The 18,217-nt window shown below is 73.5% G+C and carries 18 protein-coding genes; 15 read left to right on the top strand and 3 right to left on the bottom strand.

Annotated features, from left to right (window positions below; all coding sequences use genetic code 11):
* Nucleotides 1-196 precede the first annotated feature (196 nt).
* The 11 genes from FB388_RS23150 to FB388_RS23100 are packed head-to-tail and all read left to right on the top strand — an operon-like array spanning nt 197 to nt 11,772.
* Nucleotides 197-1,792, top strand: coding sequence for an ABC transporter substrate-binding protein (locus FB388_RS23150; RefSeq protein WP_142104297.1), 1,596 nt, complete (start codon nt 197-199; stop codon nt 1,790-1,792).
* Nucleotides 1,789-2,730: an ABC transporter permease gene (locus FB388_RS23145; RefSeq protein WP_142104296.1), complete on the top strand. Its 942-nt coding sequence runs from the start codon at nt 1,789-1,791 to the stop codon at nt 2,728-2,730. The genes FB388_RS23150 and FB388_RS23145 overlap by 4 nt, the downstream gene beginning before the upstream one ends.
* Nucleotides 2,727-3,602: an ABC transporter permease gene (locus tag FB388_RS23140; protein WP_142104295.1), complete on the top strand. Its 876-nt coding sequence runs from the start codon at nt 2,727-2,729 to the stop codon at nt 3,600-3,602. The genes FB388_RS23145 and FB388_RS23140 overlap by 4 nt, the downstream gene beginning before the upstream one ends.
* Nucleotides 3,599-5,191 (top strand): dipeptide ABC transporter ATP-binding protein, encoded by a 1,593-nt coding sequence (locus FB388_RS23135; RefSeq protein WP_142104294.1) that lies wholly within the window; start codon nt 3,599-3,601, stop codon nt 5,189-5,191. The genes FB388_RS23140 and FB388_RS23135 overlap by 4 nt, the downstream gene beginning before the upstream one ends.
* Nucleotides 5,188-6,291 carry an LLM class flavin-dependent oxidoreductase gene (locus tag FB388_RS23130; protein WP_142104293.1) on the top strand — a complete coding sequence of 368 codons (1,104 nt, stop codon included), beginning with the start codon at nt 5,188-5,190 and terminating at the stop codon, nt 6,289-6,291. Before FB388_RS23135 ends, FB388_RS23130 begins: the two co-directional genes overlap by 4 nt.
* Nucleotides 6,288-7,481 (top strand): LLM class flavin-dependent oxidoreductase, encoded by a 1,194-nt coding sequence (locus FB388_RS23125; RefSeq protein ID WP_142104292.1) that lies wholly within the window; start codon nt 6,288-6,290, stop codon nt 7,479-7,481. The genes FB388_RS23130 and FB388_RS23125 overlap by 4 nt, the downstream gene beginning before the upstream one ends.
* Nucleotides 7,478-8,614, top strand: coding sequence for an LLM class flavin-dependent oxidoreductase (locus FB388_RS23120; protein WP_170225796.1), 1,137 nt, complete (start codon nt 7,478-7,480; stop codon nt 8,612-8,614). The genes FB388_RS23125 and FB388_RS23120 overlap by 4 nt, the downstream gene beginning before the upstream one ends.
* On the top strand, nt 8,611-9,921 hold the full coding sequence (locus FB388_RS23115; protein WP_142104291.1) for an LLM class flavin-dependent oxidoreductase: 1,311 nt from the start codon (nt 8,611-8,613) through the stop codon (nt 9,919-9,921). The genes FB388_RS23120 and FB388_RS23115 overlap by 4 nt, the downstream gene beginning before the upstream one ends.
* Nucleotides 9,918-10,739, top strand: a complete 822-nt coding sequence (locus FB388_RS23110; protein ID WP_142104290.1) for a DUF1684 domain-containing protein — start codon at nt 9,918-9,920, stop codon at nt 10,737-10,739. Before FB388_RS23115 ends, FB388_RS23110 begins: the two co-directional genes overlap by 4 nt.
* Entirely contained in the window at nt 10,736-11,233 is a 498-nt protein-coding gene (locus FB388_RS23105) for a flavin reductase family protein (protein WP_211362179.1), read from the top strand. Before FB388_RS23110 ends, FB388_RS23105 begins: the two co-directional genes overlap by 4 nt.
* Before the next feature lie 5 nt (nt 11,234-11,238).
* Nucleotides 11,239-11,772, top strand: a complete 534-nt coding sequence (locus tag FB388_RS23100) for an NAD(P)H-dependent oxidoreductase (protein WP_246122591.1) — start codon at nt 11,239-11,241, stop codon at nt 11,770-11,772.
* Between the two features lie 591 nt (nt 11,773-12,363).
* Here FB388_RS23100 and FB388_RS23095 read toward each other — a convergent pair.
* Nucleotides 12,364-13,347: a zinc-binding dehydrogenase gene (locus FB388_RS23095; protein WP_142104288.1), complete on the bottom strand. Its 984-nt coding sequence runs from the start codon at nt 13,345-13,347 to the stop codon at nt 12,364-12,366.
* Nucleotides 13,348-13,512: 165 nt separating this feature from the next.
* Between FB388_RS23095 and FB388_RS23090 the strand changes: the two genes are divergently transcribed.
* The 3 genes from FB388_RS23090 (at nt 13,513) to FB388_RS23080 (ending at nt 15,377) form a co-directional block, all read left to right on the top strand.
* Nucleotides 13,513-14,232, top strand: coding sequence for a helix-turn-helix transcriptional regulator (locus tag FB388_RS23090; RefSeq protein WP_246122317.1), 720 nt, complete (start codon nt 13,513-13,515; stop codon nt 14,230-14,232).
* Nucleotides 14,233-14,310: 78 nt separating this feature from the next.
* Nucleotides 14,311-15,231, top strand: a complete 921-nt coding sequence (locus FB388_RS23085) for a CPBP family intramembrane glutamic endopeptidase (RefSeq protein WP_246122589.1) — start codon at nt 14,311-14,313, stop codon at nt 15,229-15,231.
* Nucleotides 15,222-15,377, top strand: coding sequence for a BBE domain-containing protein (locus tag FB388_RS23080; protein WP_142104286.1), 156 nt, complete (start codon nt 15,222-15,224; stop codon nt 15,375-15,377). The genes FB388_RS23085 and FB388_RS23080 overlap by 10 nt, the downstream gene beginning before the upstream one ends.
* A gap of 12 nt (nt 15,378-15,389) precedes the next feature.
* Here the strand turns inward: FB388_RS23080 and FB388_RS23075 are convergent, their stop codons facing one another.
* Together FB388_RS23075 and FB388_RS23070 are read right to left on the bottom strand one after the other, a co-directional pair.
* Nucleotides 15,390-16,718, bottom strand: a complete 1,329-nt coding sequence (locus tag FB388_RS23075; protein ID WP_142104285.1) for an MFS transporter — start codon at nt 16,716-16,718, stop codon at nt 15,390-15,392.
* Entirely contained in the window at nt 16,715-17,869 is a 1,155-nt protein-coding gene (locus FB388_RS23070) for an LLM class flavin-dependent oxidoreductase (protein ID WP_142104284.1), read from the bottom strand. Before FB388_RS23070 ends, FB388_RS23075 begins: the two co-directional genes overlap by 4 nt.
* A 240-nt stretch (nt 17,870-18,109) precedes the next feature.
* On the opposite strand from FB388_RS23070, the gene FB388_RS41240 reads away from it, so the two are divergent.
* A complete protein-coding gene (locus FB388_RS41240; protein WP_425468586.1) occupies nt 18,110-18,181 on the top strand; it encodes a putative leader peptide in 72 nt (23 codons plus the stop codon).
* Nucleotides 18,182-18,217 lie beyond the last annotated feature (36 nt).

Genomic DNA, 18,217 nt, shown 5'->3' with positions numbered 1-18,217 from the left:
ATGGAGGTAGCAGTGCCGGGTCGGGAACGGATCGAGCCGCGGACGACTGTGCTGATGACGACATGGCACGCCTGGCGCCGCCACGTCGACCTGTGCCGCACCTGCGCGGCGCTCTGTCGGGGCTGAGCGCACCTATCCGAAACCCACCGCATCCCGCGGTGGTGCCCACTCCTGCGCTTTTCGAAGGACCATTCTCATGCCCCGATCACTCGCACCGTGGCTCGGAGTCGCCGCCGTTCTGCTGAGCGCGTGCGGTGCCACGCCTGCCGCGAGCACCGCCGACCCCGGCGTCCCGCAACCGGGCGGCACGCTGCGCTTCGCGGTGAGCAGCGATCAGGGGTGCGTCGACCCCCAGCAGGTCGGCAGCAACGACACGATCTACTCGCTGCGGCAGGTGGTCGACTCGCTCACCGACCAGGACCCCGCCACCGGCGAGCTGCGGCCGTGGCTCGCGACGAGCTGGGAGGGCAACGCCGACGCCAGCGCCTACACGTTCACCCTGCGCGAGGGCGTGACGTTCAGCGACGGCAGCCCGCTCGACGCCGCCGCCGTGAAGGCGAACTTCGACGCCGTCCAGGACCTCGGCCCCCGGGGCACGCTGCCGAAGGGCTACCTCGCCGGCTACACGGGCACCACCGTGGAGGGCCCGACGCGGTTCACGGTGGCGTTCGACCGGCCCAACGTCCAGTTCCTGCAGGGCACGTCGACGCACAGCCTGGGCATCCTGTCCCCGGCCACGGTGGCGAAGAGCGACGACGACCGCTGCGCGGCGGTGGTCGGGTCCGGCCCGTTCGTGATCGAGTCCTACACCCGCGACGAGGCGATCGTGCTCGCCAAGCGGGCGGGGTACGCGTGGGGCTCGTCGTTGTGGCGGTCGCCGGGCGAGGCCCAGCTGGACCGGGTCGAGTTCCGCATCGTGCCCGAGTCCGGCGTGCGGGTGGGGAGCCTCCAGTCCGGCGAGGTGGACGCCATCGGCAACCTCGCGCAGCAGGACGAGGCACCCCTGACGGCGGCCGGCGCGCAGCTGGTGGGCCGGCCCAACCCGGGCATCCCGTTCGGGATCTCGTTCAACCAGGCCACCCCGCTCGGCGGGGACGCGGCGGTGCGGGAGGCGTTGTCGCTCGCGATCGACCGCGCCGAGGTGGTCGCCACCGTCTACAACTCGCAGACGAAGCCGGCCACCAGCGCGCTCGCCTCGACGACACCCGGCTACGCCGACCAGTCCACGCTGCTCGCGTTCGACCCCGCGAAGGCGGGGGCGGTGCTCGACGCCGCAGGCTGGCTGCCCGGCGCGGACGGCATCCGGGCGAGGAACGGCACGCCGTTGACGGTGGAGCTGACCTGGTTCTCCAACTCGCCCGCGAACCGGGCCGCCGTCGAGCTGATCCAGCAGCAGGTGCGCAAGGTCGGGATCGACCTGCAGCTGCGGGAGAAGCCGATCTCGGAGAACACGCCGACGCTGCAGTCCGGCCAGTTCGTCGCGACCTGGGGCAACACCACCCGCGCCGACCCCGACATCCTGCGCAGCACCTACTCGACGGCCGGCAACAACTACTACCGGTTGTCGCCCGGCCCGCTCGACGCGCTGCTCGCCCAGCAGGCCGCCGAGCCGGACCAGGCGGCCCGCGCCGCCGTCGTCGCGCAGGCGCAGCAACTGCTCGTGCAGGAGTACGACGCGATCCCGGTCGTGGAGCTGACCACGGTGCTGGGCGTCGCCGCGGACGTCCACGGCATCGCGTTCGACGCGGGCTCGCGGATCCAGCTGCACGACGCGTGGAAAGTCCAGCCATGACCGGTCGGTACCTGCTGCGGCGGCTCCTCGCGGCCGTCGGGGTGCTCTGGGCGGCGTTCACCGTGTCGTTCGTGGTGCTCTACCTGCTGCCGGGTGACCCGGTGGCGACGATGGCGAGCGGCGGCCTGGACGGCGAGCCGCTCCCACCCGAGCAGCTGGACGCGCTGCGCGCCCGCTACGGGCTCGACCAGCCGGTGGTCGTGCAGTACGGGCACCGGCTCGTCGCCGCGCTGACCGGCGACTTCGGCACGTCGATCCAGAACGGGCAGGACGTGCGCTCGGCGATCATCGAGGCACTCCCGCCCACGCTGCAGATCTCGGCCGCCGGGCTCCTGGTCGCGGTGGTCTTCGGCGGGACCACCGCGCTCGTCGCCACCTACACGCGCGCGCCGTGGCTGCGGCAGCTGCTGATGGCGCTGCCCTCGCTCGCGGTGTCGCTGCCCGTGTTCTGGGTCGGGCTCGTGCTCGTGCAGGTCTTCGCGTTCGGGTTCCACCTCCTGCCTTCGGTCGGGGCGAACGGTGCGGCCGCGCTCGTGCTGCCGGCGGTGACGCTCGGGCTGCCGACCGGGGCGCTGGTGGCGCAGGTGCTCGCGAAGAGCCTGGCGCAGGCCCTCGGCGAGCCGTACGTCACCACGGCGCGCGCGAAGGGCGTCGGCCGCGCCGGGATCCACCTGCGGCACGCGCTGCGCAACGCCGCCCTGCCCGCGCTCACCGTGCTCGGCTACATCGTGGGCAACCTCATCGCCGGGTCGGTGGTGGTGGAGACGGTGTTCACCCGGCCCGGGCTCGGTCGCCTCACCGTGGCCGCCGTCGGGGTGCAGGACATCCCGGTCGTGCAGGGGGTCGTGGTGTTCGCCGCGGCGGTGTTCGTGCTGGTCAACCTGGCGGTGGACCTGATCTACCCGTTGCTCGACCCGCGGATCGGGGCTGCCTCATGACGGAGCTGCTGGTACGGGAACCGATCGCGGCTCCCCGGATAGACGAGGCGCCGCCGCGCCGGGAGGGCCGCGTGCGGTTCCTGCTGCGCAGGCCGGGGCTCGTCGTCTCGATCGTCTACGTGGCGCTGGTGCTGCTCGCGGCGTTCGCGCCGCACGTGCTGGCGCCAGGGGACCCCGCCGTCGGCGTGCCGGCCGAGCGGCTGCAGCCGCCCGGTGCGGCGCACGTGTTCGGCACCGACTACCTCGGCCGCGACGTCTACACACGCGTCGTGCACGGCGCGTCGCTCTCGCTGCAGGCCACGGTGATCGCGGTGTCGGTCGCGCTGGTCGTGGGCGGGCTGGTGGGTGTGCTCGCGGGATTCGTACGCGGCTGGCTCGACGAGGTGCTCATGCGCGGTGTCGACGTGCTGCTCGCCGTACCCGCGGTGCTGCTGTCGCTCGCGCTGATCACGGCGCTCGGGTACGGCACGGTCAAGGTGGCGATCGCGGTGGGGATCGCGAGCGTCGCGAGCTTCGCCCGGGTGATGCGCGCAGAGACGCTGCGCGTGCGGCAGTCGGTGTACGTGGAGGCGGCGCGCTCGGTCGGCACCCGTTGGCACGTCACGCTGCTGCGGCACGTGCTGCCGAACGCCGCCGGTCCGGTGCTGGTGCTCGCCGTGCTGGAGTTCGGGCTCGCGATCCTCGCGGTGTCGTCGCTGTCGTTCCTCGGCTACGGCGCGCCGCCCCCGGCGCCCGAGTGGGGCTCGCTGGTGGCCGAGGGACGCAACTACATGGCGGTGGCCTGGTGGCTGTGCGCCGTGCCGGGCGCCGCGATCGCGGCCGCCGTTCTCGCGGTGAACCGGATCTCCCGCGCGCTGGACGGTCCCCGATGACCGCGCCGTTGCTGCAGGTGACCGACCTGCGCGTCTCCTACACCACCGTCGCGGCCGTGCGCGGCGTCTCGCTCGCGGTGGCGCCCGGGGAGGTCGTCGCCGTCGTCGGCGAGTCCGGATCGGGGAAGTCGACGCTCGTGCACGCCGTGGCCGGGTTGCTCCCGGGCACCGGCCGGATCGACGCCGGGCGGATCACGCTCGGCGAGCAGGAGCTGACCGGGCTGTCCGAGCGGGCGTGGCGCACGGTGCGCGGCCGGCGGATCGGGCTCGTGCCGCAGGATCCGGGCGTCTCGCTCAACCCCGTGCAGCGGGTCGGGGTGCAGGTCGCCGAGGCGCTGACGGTGCACGGCCTCGCCGACCGCCGCAGCGCCCCGGCCCGGGCCGTCGAGCTGCTCGCCGAGGCCGGGCTGCCGGACGCCGCGGCGCGGGCCCGCCAGTACCCGCACGAGCTGTCGGGCGGGATGCGCCAGCGCGTGCTCATCGCCATCGCGATCGCCGCGCGCCCGCAGCTGCTCGTGGCCGACGAGCCCACGAGCGCGCTGGACGCCACCGTGCAGCGGCACATCCTCGACCGCCTCGACGAGCTCGTCCGCGCGTCCGGCACGGCCGTCCTGCTCGTCACGCACGACCTCGGCGTTGCGGCTGACCGCGCCGACCGGCTCGTCGTGATGCAGGGCGGGCGGGTCGTCGAGCAGGGGCCGGTGCGGGAGGTGCTGGCCGCGCCGCGCGATCCCTACACCCGGCAGCTGCTGGAGAGCGCGCCCGGGCTGCGCGCGGTGCCGCGCTCCGCCCCGGCTCCCACGTCCGCAGCCCCGCTGGTGGAGGTGCGGGACCTCGTGAAGGAGTTCCCGCTGGGGAAGGGACGCATCCGCGCCGTGGACGGCGTGAGCTTCACGATCGCGCGCGGCGAGACGCTGGCAATGGTCGGTGAGTCCGGGTCCGGCAAGTCGACCACCGCCCGGCTGGTGCTGCGCCTGGCCGACCCCACCTCCGGCGCGGTGACGTTCGACGGCGCCGACATCACCCGCGTGCGCGGGCGGGCCTGGCGGGATCTGCGCCGGCGCGCGCAGCTGATCTACCAGAACCCGTACGCGTCCCTCGACCCCCGGTTCTCGATCGCCGAGGTGATCGCCGAGCCGCTGCGGGCGTTCCGGGTGGGGGACGCGCGGTCGCGCCGGGCGCGCGCCGCCGAGCTGCTCGACCGCGTCGCGCTGCCGGAGGCGGTGCTCGACCGGCGGCCGGCGGAGCTGTCGGGCGGGCAGCGCCAGCGCGTGGCGATCGCCCGGGCGCTGGCCCTCTCGCCCGACCTCGTGGTGTGCGACGAACCGGTGTCCGCGCTCGACGTCAGCGTGTCCGCGCAGGTCCTCGACCTGCTCGCGGAGCTGCAGGCCGACGCGGGGCTCACCTACCTGTTCATCTCCCACGACCTGGCCGTGGTGCGCCGGATCGCGCACCGCGTCGGGGTGCTGCGCGACGGGAAGCTGCTCGAGCTCGCGCCCACCGAGCAGCTCTTCGCCGCACCGCGGCACGAGTACACGCGCGAGCTGCTCGCGGCGATCGCGGGACGCCGGTTGGAGGAAACGGCATGAAGATCCTCGTCCTCACCCTGATCACGAACGGACCCGACCCGGTCACCGGCCGGACGCCGACGCCGAACGCCCGGTTGCACCGGGTGGTCGACAACGCGGTGCTCGCCGAGGAGCTGGGCTTCGACGGCTACGCGGTGGGGGAGCGGCACGAGCGGCCGTTCCTGTCGTCGGCGCCGCCGGTGGTGCTGTCGCACATCGCGGCCCGCACATCGCGGATCACCCTGTTCACCGGTGTCACCACGCTGTCGCTGCTCGACCCGGTGCGTGCCTACGAGGACTACGCCACCCTCGACCAGCTCGCCGACGGCCGCCTCGAGCTGATCATCGGCAAGGGCAACGGCGCGGCGCAGGCCCAGCTGTTCGACGTGACCACCGACGACCAGTGGGACCGCAACGCGGAGGGCTACGAGCTGTTCCGCCGGCTGTGGCGCGAGGAGCGCACCACGTGGAGCGGCCGGTTCCGCCCGCCGCTCGTCGACGCCGAGACCTGGCCGCCGCCGCGGCAGCACCCGGTCCGGGTCTGGCACGGCAGCGCGACCAGCAAGGAGTCCGTCGAGGTGGCCGCCCGGTACGGCGACCCGCTGTTCTCGGCGAACGTCACCAACCCGATCGAGCCGTACGCCGAGTTGATCGCCCACTACCGCGAGCGCTGGGCGGCGCACGGGCACGACCCGGCGGACGCGCTCGTCGGGGCCGGCACCGCGGCGTTCCACATCGCGCCGACCTCGCAGCAGGCGATCGAGGAGTTCCGGCCCGCCTACGCCGCGCGGCTCGCCGCGGCGGAGCGGTTCGGGCTGCCGACCGTGTTCCCCACCGTCGAGGACTTCGTGGAACGCTCGTCCGCGCTGGTCGGGAGCCCGCAGCAGATCGTCGACAAGGTGCTTCGCTACCACGCGGTGTTCGGCCACGAAGTGCTGCACCTGCACCTCGACGGCGACGGGCTCACCCCGCGGCGGCAGCGGGAGCAGCTTGAGACGTTCCAGTCGGAGGTGGCGCCGGCGCTGCGGGCGGACGTGCCGAGCCGCCCACTGGCAGGCGCCGTGCCCCGCGACCCGGACGACGCCCGGCCCGCCGACTCGCCCGTGGGGGTGGCGTCATGACGATCCCCTTGTCGATCCTCGACCTCTCCCCGGTCCCGGCCGGTGGCACGGCGCGCGACGCGATCCGCAACTCGGTCGACCTCGCCCGCGTCGCGGAACGGGCGGGCTACCGGCGCTTCTGGGTGGCCGAGCACCACCTGGCGTCCGGCGTGGCGTCCTCGTCCACGCCCGTGCTGGTGGCGCTGATCGCGGCGGCCACGTCCGGGATCCGGGTCGGGTCCGGCGCCGTGCAGCTCCCGCTGACCTCGCCGCTGCAGGCGGCCGAGCAGTTCGGCACGGTCGCCGCGTTGCACCCGGGCCGGGTGGACCTGGGCCTCGGCCGGTTCGACATCCACAAGATCCTCCGGCTGGCCGGCACGGCACCGCCGCCGGACGCCGAGCCGCCGCCCGTGCCACCCGCCCGGGTCGTCGACGGGCTGCTGATCCCGCCCGCCGCCCGGTTCCGCGGGGACGTGTCGACCTACGTGCACCTCGCCCGGCTGCTCGGGATCCAGGCGGAGGACCCGGCCCCGGACTACGACGCGCAGGTCGGCGCGATCCTCGACCACCTGGGCGGCGCCGCCCGCCGCCCGGACGGCCGGCCGGTCACCGTGCCGGCGGCCGAGGGCGCGGACCTCGACGTCTGGATCCTCGGCTCCAGCCCCGGCGAGAGCGCAGAGGTGGCGGGGGCGCGCGGATTGCCGTTCGCGGCGAGCTACCACATCGCGCCGGGCGCGGTCCTGGAGACCGTCGACGCCTACCGCCGCGCGTTCCGGCCGTCGGCGCGGCTCGCGGCGCCGTACGTCGTGGTGTCGGCGGACGTGGTCGTCGCCGACAGCCAGGAGCGCGCGGAGGAGCTGGCCGCGCCGTACGCGCAGTGGGTGCTCGACATCCGCACCGGCGTCGGCGCCCGGCCCTACGTCACGCCGGAGCAGGCCAGGGCGCGGGAATGGACGCCCGCCGAGCGGGCGGTCGTCGCCGACCGGGTCGACACGCAGCTCGTCGGCTCGCCGGAGGCGGTCGCCGGGAAGCTGGCCACCCTCGCCCGCGTGACCGGTGCCGACGAGCTGCTGGTCACCACGATCACCACCGAGCACGCCGACCGCGTGCGCAGCACCGAGCTGCTCGCCGGCGCGTGGGCGGAACACGCCGCAGCACGGGCGGGTTGGAACACGAAGTCCGACGAGACGGAGGCGAGCCTCGCGCGATGAGTCCCTTCACTGAGGCGCGGATGCACCTGGCCGTCGAGCTGACCGCGGCCGGCCGACATCCGGCCGCCGCGCGCTGGGCCCGGCTCGACCCGGCGGTGCTGCTCTCGGCGGTGCACCACGCGGGGCTGGTGCGCACGGCCGCGCGCCGCGGCCTCGACCTCGTGCTGCTGCCGCACACCTTCCACCCCGACGGCGGCCCGCTGCTCGACGCCGTCTCGCTGGCCGCGCGGATCGCGCCGGTGGTGCCGGGGATCGGGCTGGCGCCCACCGCGACCGTGACGCACACCGAGCCGTTCCACCTCTCCAAGGCGATCGCCACCCTGGACATCGTGTCCGCGGGCCGCGCCGGCTGGGAACCCGCCGTGTCGCGCACGCAGGTCGAGGCGGACCTCTTCGGCCGCAAGCAGGCCGCTCCAGCCGACGAGCTGTGGCGCGAGGCCGCCGACGCCATCGAGGTGGTGGTGCGGCTGTGGGACTCCTGGGAGGACGACGCGGTGATCCGCGACGCCGCCACCGGCCGCTACGTCGACCGCGACAAGCTGCACCACATCGACTTCCAGGGTGAGTTCTTCTCCGTCAAGGGCCCGTCCATCACCCCCCGACCGCCGCAGGGCCACCCGCCGGTCGTGCTGCGTTGCGACGAGGACGAGGCGCTCCCGGTGGCCGCCCGCTGGGCCGACGTCGTGCGGATCTCGGCCCCGGACCTCACGGCCGCCGCGGCGGCCCGCGATCGGATCCGCGACGCCGTCGCGGGCGCCGGCCGCGACCCGGATGACGTCACCGTGCTGCTCGACGTCGAGGTGCACCTGGCCGCGGACCGCGACCAGGCCCGCCGCGACCTCGTCGAGCTCGACCGGCTCGCCGGGGCCGAGCTGCCCGCGTCGTCGGTGCGGGTGCTCGGCCCGCCCACCGACCTCGCCGACCTGGTCGGCGCCGCGGTGCGCACCCGCGCGGCCGACGGCGTGACGCTGGTGCCGCTCGTGCTGCCCGCCGACCTGGACGTGGTGGCCGCCCAGGTCGTGCCGCTGCTCGCGGGCCGCGGACTGCTGCGCACCGGCTCGGCGGGCGGCTCGCTGCGCGCCCGCTTCGGCCTAGCCCGACCGGCCAACCACTTCACTGGAGCGTCTGCGTGAGCGTCAAGAAGCAGATCCACCTAGGCGCGCACTTCCCGGGCGTCAACAACACGACGGTCTGGAGCGACCCCCGCGCCGGCAGCCAGACCGACTTCGCCTCGTTCGCACACTTCGCCCAGAACGCCGAGCGCGGGCTGATGGACTTCGTCTTCCTCGCCGAGGGCCTGCGGCTGCGCGAGCACCGCGGCCGCATCCACGACCTGGACGTCGTCGGCCGGCCGGACACGTTCACCGTCCTCGCCGCCCTCGCCGCCGTCACCTCGCGGATCGGGCTGGCCGGCACGATCAACACCACCTACAACGAGCCGTACGAGCTGGCCGTGCAGTTCGCCTCGCTCGACCACCTGTCCGCGGGGCGCGCGGCGTGGAACATGGTCACCACGTCCGACGCGTTCACCGGGGAGAACTTCCGCCGGGGCGGGTTCCTGCCGCGCGAGCAGCGGTACGAGCGGGCGGCGGAGGTCGTCGCCGTCACCCGCGCCCTCTGGGACTCCCAGGGCGGCGAGATCGAGCACCACGGCCCGCAGTTCGACGTGCGCGGCCGCTTCCCGCTCTCGCCCAGCCCGCAGGGCCACCCGGTGCTCATCCAGGCGGGCGACTCCGCGCAGGGCCGCGACTTCGCCGCCGCCACGGCCGACGCGATCTTCACCCTGCACGGCACCCTCGAAGCGGGGCAGGCGTTCTACGCGGACGTCAAGGCGCGGCTCCCGCAGCACGGGCGGAACGCCGACGACCTCAAGGTGCTGCCGGGCGTCACGTTCGTGCTCGGCGACACCGACGAGGAGGCCCGGGAGGAGGCAGCGCGGATCCGGCGCCAGCAGGTCTCCCCGCAGACCGCGATCGCCTTCCTGGAGCAGGTGTGGGGCCGCGAGCTGTCCGAGTACGACCCGGACGGCCCGCTGCCCGACCTGGAGCCCGACGTCGACAACGTCTCGATCACCCGCGGCCGGGTTCGGCACGCCCGCGACCCGCGGGCCGTCGCGCAGGAGTGGCGCGACTTCGCTGCCGCGCACGGCGGCCTCTCGATCCGCGAGGTCGTGATCGAGAAGACCGGGCGGCAGTCGTTCATCGGCACGCCGCGCACCGTCGCCACGCAGATGGACGAGTTCGTCCAGCGCGACGCCTGCGACGGGTTCATCCTCGTGCCGCACCTGACGCCCGGCGGCCTGGACCGGTTCGTGGCCGAGGTCGTGCCCGAGCTGCAGGACCGCGGCAGCTACCGCACCGAGTACCCCGGCCCGACCTTGCGCGACCACCTCGGCCTGCGCCACCCGCACGCACCGCTGACCCGGAAGGAGTCCGCATGACCACCATCGAGTCCTCGCTCCAGCAGGAGTGGGACGCCTGGCACCGCGAGCGCGAGGAGCAGCTGAGCACCCCGCACGGCTGGCTCAGCCTCACCGCCCTGCACTGGCTCGACGACACCGCCCGCGGCTACGACGGCATCCCCGGCACCTGGCGCGCCACCGGTGACGGCGGGGTGGAGCTCACCGCCGACGGGGACCCGGAGATCGGCCCAGCCATCGAGGGCACGCCGGTCAGCGGCACCGTCCGGCTGGAGCCCGTCGACGGGCAGCCGGGCGTGCTCGTGGAGATCGGGGACCGGCGGGTCGAGGTCATCCGCCGCACCGACACCTACGCGCTGCGGGTACGCGACCCCGAGGCGATCACGCGCACCGCGTTCACCGGCGCGCCTGCCTTCCCCGTCGACGAGCGCTGGGTGGTCGACGGCCGCTTCGAGCCGTACCCGGAGCCGAAGCAGCTCACCGTCGGCGCCGTCGTGGACGGGCTGCAGCACTTCCCGACCGCCGTCGGGGTGGTCCGGTTCGAGCTCGACGGGGCCGAGCACGAGCTGGTGGCGTTCCCGGGCAAGGCCGGCGGCCTGTCCCTGCACTTCCGCGACGCGACGTCCGGGGACAGCACCTACGGCGGCGGCCGCCAGGTCGCGCTGCCCGACCCGGACGCCGACGGCCGCGTCCGGATCGACCTGAACCGCACCGTGAACCTGCCGTGCGCGTTCACCGCCCACGCCACGTGCCCGCTCCCACCGGCGGAGAACCGGTTGCCGGTGGCGGTGGAGGCGGGGGAGCGCATCCCGCCGCGGCCCGACCTCCAGCAGGCATGACGGTCGTTGTCGAACCCGCGACGATGCGGGAGGTCCTGGGGCACTTCGCGTCGGGCGTCGTCGTGGTCACGGCGGCCGGGCCCGATGGGCCGCTGGGCTTCACGTGCCAGTCCTTCGCGTCACTGTCGCTGGATCCGGCGCTGATCAGCTTCTCGCCGTCCCGCACGTCGTCGACGTGGCCGCGGATCCGGGCGGCAGGCGCGTTCTGCGTCAACGTGCTGGCCGCCGACCAGCAGCAGCTGTCCGCCGGGTTCGCCCGCTCCGGGGTGGACAAGTTCGCCGGGGTGAGCTGGTGGCCGGGCCCGGACGGCGCGCCGGTGCTGGAGGGCGCCTGCGCGTGGATCAGCTGCACGCTGTGGCGGGAGTACGACGGCGGCGACCACACGATCGTCGCCGGCCGGGTGCGCGACCTCGGTGCCGACGCCACCCGCTCGCCCCTGCTGTTCCACCGGGGCCGCTACGGTCTCGCCACGCACATCGAGGAGGACCATTGACACGGGTGCTGGGCGTCGTCGCCGGGCCGGAGCCGGGTGGGCGCACCGCCACCGCCGTCGCCGGGGTGCTGGCCGGCGCGGAGAAGGCGGGCGCCGCGACGTCGCTGGTGGAGCTGGCCGAGGCGGGCGTCGACGCCGTGATCGCCGCGTTCGGCGACGCCGACGCCGTGGTGTTCGGCAGCCCGGTCTACCGGGCCACGTACAGCGCCCTGCTCAAGGACCTCCTGGAGCGCACGGAACGCGGGAAGTGGGGCGAGTCCACGGCTCCGCTGCAGGGGAAGGTGGCCGCCACCGTGCTCACCGGGGCGAGCGGGCACCACTACCTCGCCCTCGGCGACCTGCGGAACGTGCTCGCCGGCTTCTTCGCCGTGCAGGTGCTGTCGCCGGGCCTGTACCTCGACCACGGCGGCTACGTCGACCGCACCACGCTGACGGAGCAGAGCGCCGAGCTCGCCGCATCCCACGGCGCGGCCCTGGCCGACCTGGCCGCGGCCGTCCGGGGCTCCGCGGCGCTCCAGGCGATCACGCCGCAGATCTGAGGCTCACTTCCCGGGTGAGCCGGACGGCCGGCCGGGCAGGGTGGTTCTCGCCCAGTCGTCGAAGGTCGTCGTCGGCACACCCGGGTCCGCGGCGAACTCCGGACGCGCGGGCTCCCAGCCCGTCGCTGATCAAGGGGAGAAGGTCGCCAGTTGATCTTGAATCACGACCATCAGCCCTTGATCGCCGCCATCCGGGCGTGGTCGCCGGTGTGTTGGCCGGTCGCGGGCGCCTCGGGTGGGTGATCGCCGGAAGTGGTGTGAGGACGACAGATCTGTCGCTCTCCCACCACTTGCGGTGATCACCTCCGCCGGAGCCTCTGATCGTGGCGGTACCGGCTCCTGCTCGCCCCGAAGCCTGATCATGATGGTAGGACCGCCTTCGGTGGCGCCGCGCGCCGAAGGGGCTGGCCCGTGGGCCTGCCCGCGAAGCGGGCCCTTCAGGGGTCGTAGAGGCTCGCGGGTCAAGGGTCGCGTAGCGATCGCGGCAGCGACGCGGAGCGCCGTTGAGGCGTGAGGGGCGGCCCCGCACGATGCGCGGCGCCACCGAAGGCCTGGTGGGAGGTGGCCTGCGCGGTGCGCGGAGTGCACCTACTAGGGCACCACGACGACCTTCCCGGTGGCCCGGTCGTCCTCCATGTACCGGTGGGCCGCCACGATGTCCTCCAGGCGGAAGACCCGGTCGACGTTGGGCCGGTACCGGCCGGCCTCGACCTCGTCGACGATCCGCTGCAACACGGCCGCGCCCGCGCTGCCCTTGAGGTTGTCGCTGTGGAAGGCCGTGAGCTTCGTCCCGGACGGGATCATCGCGATCGGTTCGAAGTTCGGGATCAGCCACCCGCTGAGCGAGCCGGCCACGCACACCGTGCCGCCCCGCCGCACCAGGCGCAGCGAGTCCACCGCCGTGGTCGTGCCGACGAGGTCGAGGACGTGGTCCGGGCCCTCCGGCCAGATGGCGTGCACCCTCGCCGCGAGCGACCCACCGTCGTCGACGAGCACGTGGTCCACACCGGCAGCGGTCAACGCGTCGATCCTGCCGGACCGGCGGGTCGTGGCCGCGGTCCCGATGCCGCGGCCGGACGCGATCGACGCGGCCGCCATCCCCACCGACGAGGTCCCGCCGCGGATCAGCAACCGTCCACCCGCCTCGACGCCCAGCGCGTCCAGCGAGCCGTGCGCGGTCAGGTACGTCTCGGGTAGCGCGGCCAGGACGTCCCACGGCAACGTGGTGGTGACCGGCATCAGCAGCGCGTTCGGCAGCAAGGCGTACTCGGCGTAGCCGCCGTCGAACGCCCGGCCCATCTCACCCATCACGGCTGCGACGGTCGTCCCCTCCGGCAACCGGGCATCCGTGGAGGCCGCCACGACTCCGACGCACTCGATCCCGAGCACGCGGGGGAACCCCACGTTCGGGGAATGCCCCTGCCGGGTCCGCAGCTCCGACCGGTTCAGGCCCGCGCCCCTCACCTGCACCAGGCTCCAGCCCTCCCGAACGGCCGGTACCGGCAGGTCGCGGATCTCCAGCACCTCCGGGCCACCCGCGCTGACACAGACCGCCGCTCGCATCGTCGTGCTCATGCCTGCACCCTCGCCGGAGCGAGGCCTGGCCGACCACCGGTAAGTTGCCACGTTGTGCCCGTTGGCCGCCAACCTCTCGAGTCACGCCTGTGGCCGTCCGGTGGGGCGCATCTCTGGCGGTCGGGAGGCACGAGCTCGGCGCACTCCCATCCACGTGGGCACCTGGTGTACGCGGCTCGCGGCGTCCTGTCGGTCCACACCGAGTCCGGCACGTCGATCGTTCCCGCGAACCGGGTCGCATGGATCCCCGCCGGGTTCACCCACCACCACCGCGCCCACGGCGACACGGACATGCGGATCGAGTTCCTGCCGGCATCCCTGGCCCGTCCGCTGCCGGGTCATCCCGCCGTGTTCACGGCCTCCGGCCTCGTCCGCGAAGTCCTGCTCACCCTCAGCGGCGCACGCAACCACGACCGCGGCGCGCGCAACCGGTACCGGGCCGCGCACGCCCGCCTTCGCCGGGTCCTCGTCGACGAGCTCCAGGAAGCACCCGAGCAGGCGCTGCAGCTACCGGAGCCACGCGACGACCGGTTGCAGGCCGTTGCGCGGATCCTGTACGACAACCCGGCGGACAACACCGCGCTGGCCGAGCTCGGGCGGTCGGTCGGGGCCGGTGCCCGCACGCTCAGCCGGCTGTTCCACGACGAGCTCGGCATGACCTTCCACGAGTGGCGCACGCAGCTGCGCATCCACCACGCGCTCGTCCTGCTCGCGGAGGGCCACGACACCACCCGCGTCGCCCACGCATCCGGGTGGGCGAATCCCAGCAGCTTCATCGCTGCCTTCAGCACGATCATGGGCACCACACCGGGCCGCTACCGATCGGGTTCGCCCGGGAACGTGCGCCAGCGCGCGGGGCTGCACGAACCACAGCCGCATCCGTAACGGGGGGCCGACGGCAACCGAGTGCGCTATGCACGCGGTCACCCGAATGATGCCGTGAGGACGAACGGAGTGGACCGGATGCTGCATTCGTTGAAGCGCTTCCCGGTGCTCGCCGGCTTCGTCCTGATGTTCGCCCTGACCTGGCCGATCGATCTGTGGGCGGCGGCGGACTCACATGATCTGACGAGTGTGCGGATTCCGTCCGTGCTGCCGCTCTTCGTGGGCTACGGATTCGTGGTCGCCGCCATCGTCATGACCGGGATCATCGACGGGCGGGAGGGCGTTCGCTCGTTGCTGCGGCAGTTCCTGATCTGGCGGGTCGGACTGGTCTGGTACGCCGTTGTGCTGCTCCTGCCCGCGGTCATCGACCTGGCTTCGCTGGCCGCGCACGTCATGCTCGGCGGAGCCGCTCCGGATTTCGGTCAGCCCTTCGCCCGTCAGATCGTCGGGCCTTCGGGGAGTCTGTGGGCACTGCTGCCCGTCTTCTTCCTCATGGGGGTGTTGACGAACGGGGAGGAGATCGGCTGGCGCGGGTACGCGCAGTCGCGACTCCAGGCCCGCCACAGCGCTCTGGTCGGCTGTCTCGTCGTCGGGCTGGTCGCGGCGTGCTGGCACATCCCGAAGTTCCTGACGGAAGGCAGCGCACAGGACTACTCGTTCGGCCTCTTCGTGCTGGACAGCATCGCAAAGGCGATTCTGACCGCCTGGGTCTACAACAGCACCGGCAACAGCCTCTTGATGGCTACGCTGTTCCACGCGTCGCTGAACACCTCCGCGGTCTTCCTGCCGGTTCTACCGGCTGCCATCGGAGACGTCCGCCCCACTTTGATCGGTATCGGTCTGCATTGCGCGACCGCGGTTGCCGTCGTCGTGATTGCCGGGCCGGCCAGGCTGACGAGATCCCGAACGCCGGCTCGACCGGTGGAGCGTGAACCAACAACGCAGCAGCACAGCGAACTGCAACCACCTCGAAGTACGGGAACGGGAACGTGTTCCTGAACTTCACCGGCCGCGCCGGCGAGCCGCTGCAGGCGAACGTCGACAGCGCGTTCGGGCGCAACCTGGCGCGACTGGGCCGGATCAAGGCCACCTACGACCGGGACAACCTGTTCCAGCTCAACAACAACATCCTGCCGCAGGGGTGATCGAACCGGCGATCACCAGCGGGTGCCGCCCGTCCAGGTGGGTCGCCAGCCGATCCACCGGGGCATGGCCGCCACCGCCGTGAAGCTCACGACCGCGGTGGCGGCCAGGTACCCGGCGGCCCACCACGGGCTGCCGCCACCGGCGGCCAGCAGGGCGGTCAGCACCATGGGGGTGAGGCCGGAGGCCCAGATGCCCGAGCCCTGGAACACCAGCGACATCCCGGTGTAGCGCACGTCGGTGTCGAACAGCTCGGCGAAGAGGGTGGACTCCGCCCCGGTCATCAGTCCGTACCAGAGCCCGAGCTGCATCAGCAGGATCGCGACGACTAGCGGGTCCGACCCGGTCTGCACCGCGAAGAAGGACGGGATCACCGTGATCCCGAACCCGGCCACGCCGGTGCCGAACACGAGCCTGCGCCCGTAGCGGTCGGCGAGCGCTCCGGCGACGGGCGCGACCGCGGCCATCAGCAGCGCACCGGCCGTGACGGCGAGCAGCACGACGACCCGGTCCATGCCGACGGTCGCCGTGGCGTAGGTGATCGCGAAGACGCCCCAGGTGTTGAACGCCGCGCCCTCGGCCCAGCGCGCGAGCATGCCTGCGGCTATGCCGCGTCGGTGGGCGCGGGTGCGGAAGACCTGGACCACCGGCACCTTCGCGGTGGCGCCGCTCTCGCGCAGCCGCTGGAACTCCGGGGTCTCCATGATCCGCAGCCGCACCAGCAGCCCGACGGCGACGAGCACCACGCTCAGCACGAACGCAACCCGCCAGCCGACCGCCAGGAACGTCTCCTCGTCGAGCGCCTCGCCGAGCAGCGCGAACGCGCCGGTGCCCAGCGCGAGGCCCAGCCCGAGCCCGATCTGCGGGACGCTGCCGTACCGGGCGCGCTTGCCGGGCGGCGCGTTCTCGACGGCCAGCAGCACCGCGCCACCCCACTCGCCGCCGACGGCGAGGCCCTGCAGCACCCGCAGGACGACCAGCAGCACGGGGGCCGCGACGCCGATCGCCGCGTACGAGGGCAGCAGGCCGATCAGCGCGGTTGCCGCGCCCATCAGCAGCATCGTGGCGACGAGCGTGCGCTTGCGCCCGATGCGGTCGCCGACGTGCCCGAACAGGATCCCACCGATCGGCCGCGCCACGAACCCGACCGCGAACGTGCCGAACGCCAGCAGCGTGGCCGCGACCTCGTTGCCGACCGGGAAGAACAGCTTGGGGAACACCAGGCTCGCGGCGGTCGCGTAGAGGAAGAAGTCGTACCACTCGACGGTGGTGCCGATGAGGCTCGCAGTGAGAACGGTGCGGGTCCGTGCCGCCGGGGCGCGCTCCTCGACGAGGGCGGTCACTGGGCGGCCGCGAACGGAACGGTCCGGGACGGCGCCGGGGCGAGGTCGGTCCCGCCGGGCGGCTGCCAGAGCCCGCGCCGCTGCAGGATCGGCAGCACGCCCTCGCCCACCCACCAGGCCTCCTCCAGGTGCGGGTGGCCGGAGAGCACGAACTCGTCGATGCCCAGCGCGTGGTACTCGGCGATCCGGTCGGCCACCTCGCTGTGGCTGCCGACGAGCGCGGTGCCGGCACCGCCGCGCACGAGCCCGACGCCCGCCCACAGGTTCGGCGACACCTCGAGGCTCGCCGTCGAGCCGCCGTGCAGGGCACGCATCCGCCGCTGCCCCTCCGACTCGCTCTGCGCGAGCCCCGCCTGCACCTTCTCGATCGTGGCCGGGTCGATCGCCGTCAGCAGCGACTCGGCGTGGGCCCACGCCTGCTCGGAGGTGTCGCGGGTGATCACGTGCAGCCGGATGCCGAACCGGACGGTCCGGCCGTGCTTCGCGGCGAGCGCGCGCACGGCGGCGACCTTCTCCGCGACCTGGGCGGGCGGCTCGCCCCACGTCAGGTAGACGTCGATGTGCTCGGCCGCCACCTGCAGCGCGGCGGGGGAGGAGCCCCCGAAGTACAGCGGCGGCACCGGGTCGGGCAGCCGGTCCAGGTGGGCGCCCTCGACCCGGATGTGCTCGCCCTCCAGGTCGACCTTCTCCCCGCGCCACAGCGCGCGCACCACTTGCAGGAACTCGCCGCTGCGGCGGTAGCGCGCGTCCTTGTCGAGGAAGTCGCCGTAGGCGCGCTGCTCCGACGGCTCGCCGCCCGTGACGACGTTGAGCAGCAGCCGCCCGTCGGAGTGCCGCTGGTAGGTGGCGGCCATCTGCGCGGCGAGCGTGGGGGAGACGAACCCCGGCCGGAACGCGACCAGGAACTTCAGCCGCTCGGTCTCGCCCACGAGCATCGCCGTGGTGAGCCAGGCGTCCTCGCACCACGCCCCGGTGGGCGTGAGGGCGCCCTCGAACCCCACCTGCTCGGCCGCCCGCGCGACCTGCGTGAGGTAGCCGATCGAGGCCGGGCGGACGCCGCCTGCGGAGCCGACGCCGACGCCGTGGCCGCCGCCGACGAGCTGGCGGCCGTCGCCGTAGGTGGGCAGGAACCAGTGGGCGGTCAGGGACACGGGAGGTTCTCCTCGGGGAACGGGCACAGAAAGCATTTCCAGCGCAGCACGGCAGCGCCGGAAATGCAAACCCGCTGTAATCGTCCGGACAATTCGTTCCCAATGATTGGGCGACGCCTGCCGATGTCCCGACAATTCGGCGTGACGTCCATCGCAAAAACGTCGGAGCTTTGATTGCCGTCGCGCGTTTCTCTACCGTTCCCGGCGGTATCCGCTGGCACGACGGGGAGGGAGGACGGCATGAGCGCTCCGCTCGTCCGCCGTCACCACGTCGACCTCTGCCGCACGAGCACGGCGGTCTGTCCGGCCTGACGCCCGGCCCCGTCCCCCTTCCCCAGCTCGTCCCCG

Origin of the sequence: Pseudonocardia cypriaca (assembly GCF_006717045.1) — a bacterium.
In the GTDB taxonomy this organism is placed as follows: Bacteria; Actinomycetota; Actinomycetes; order Mycobacteriales; family Pseudonocardiaceae; genus Pseudonocardia; species Pseudonocardia cypriaca.
Note: the sequence above shows the minus strand (reverse complement) of the source record. Positions and strands in the feature narration are given on the sequence as shown.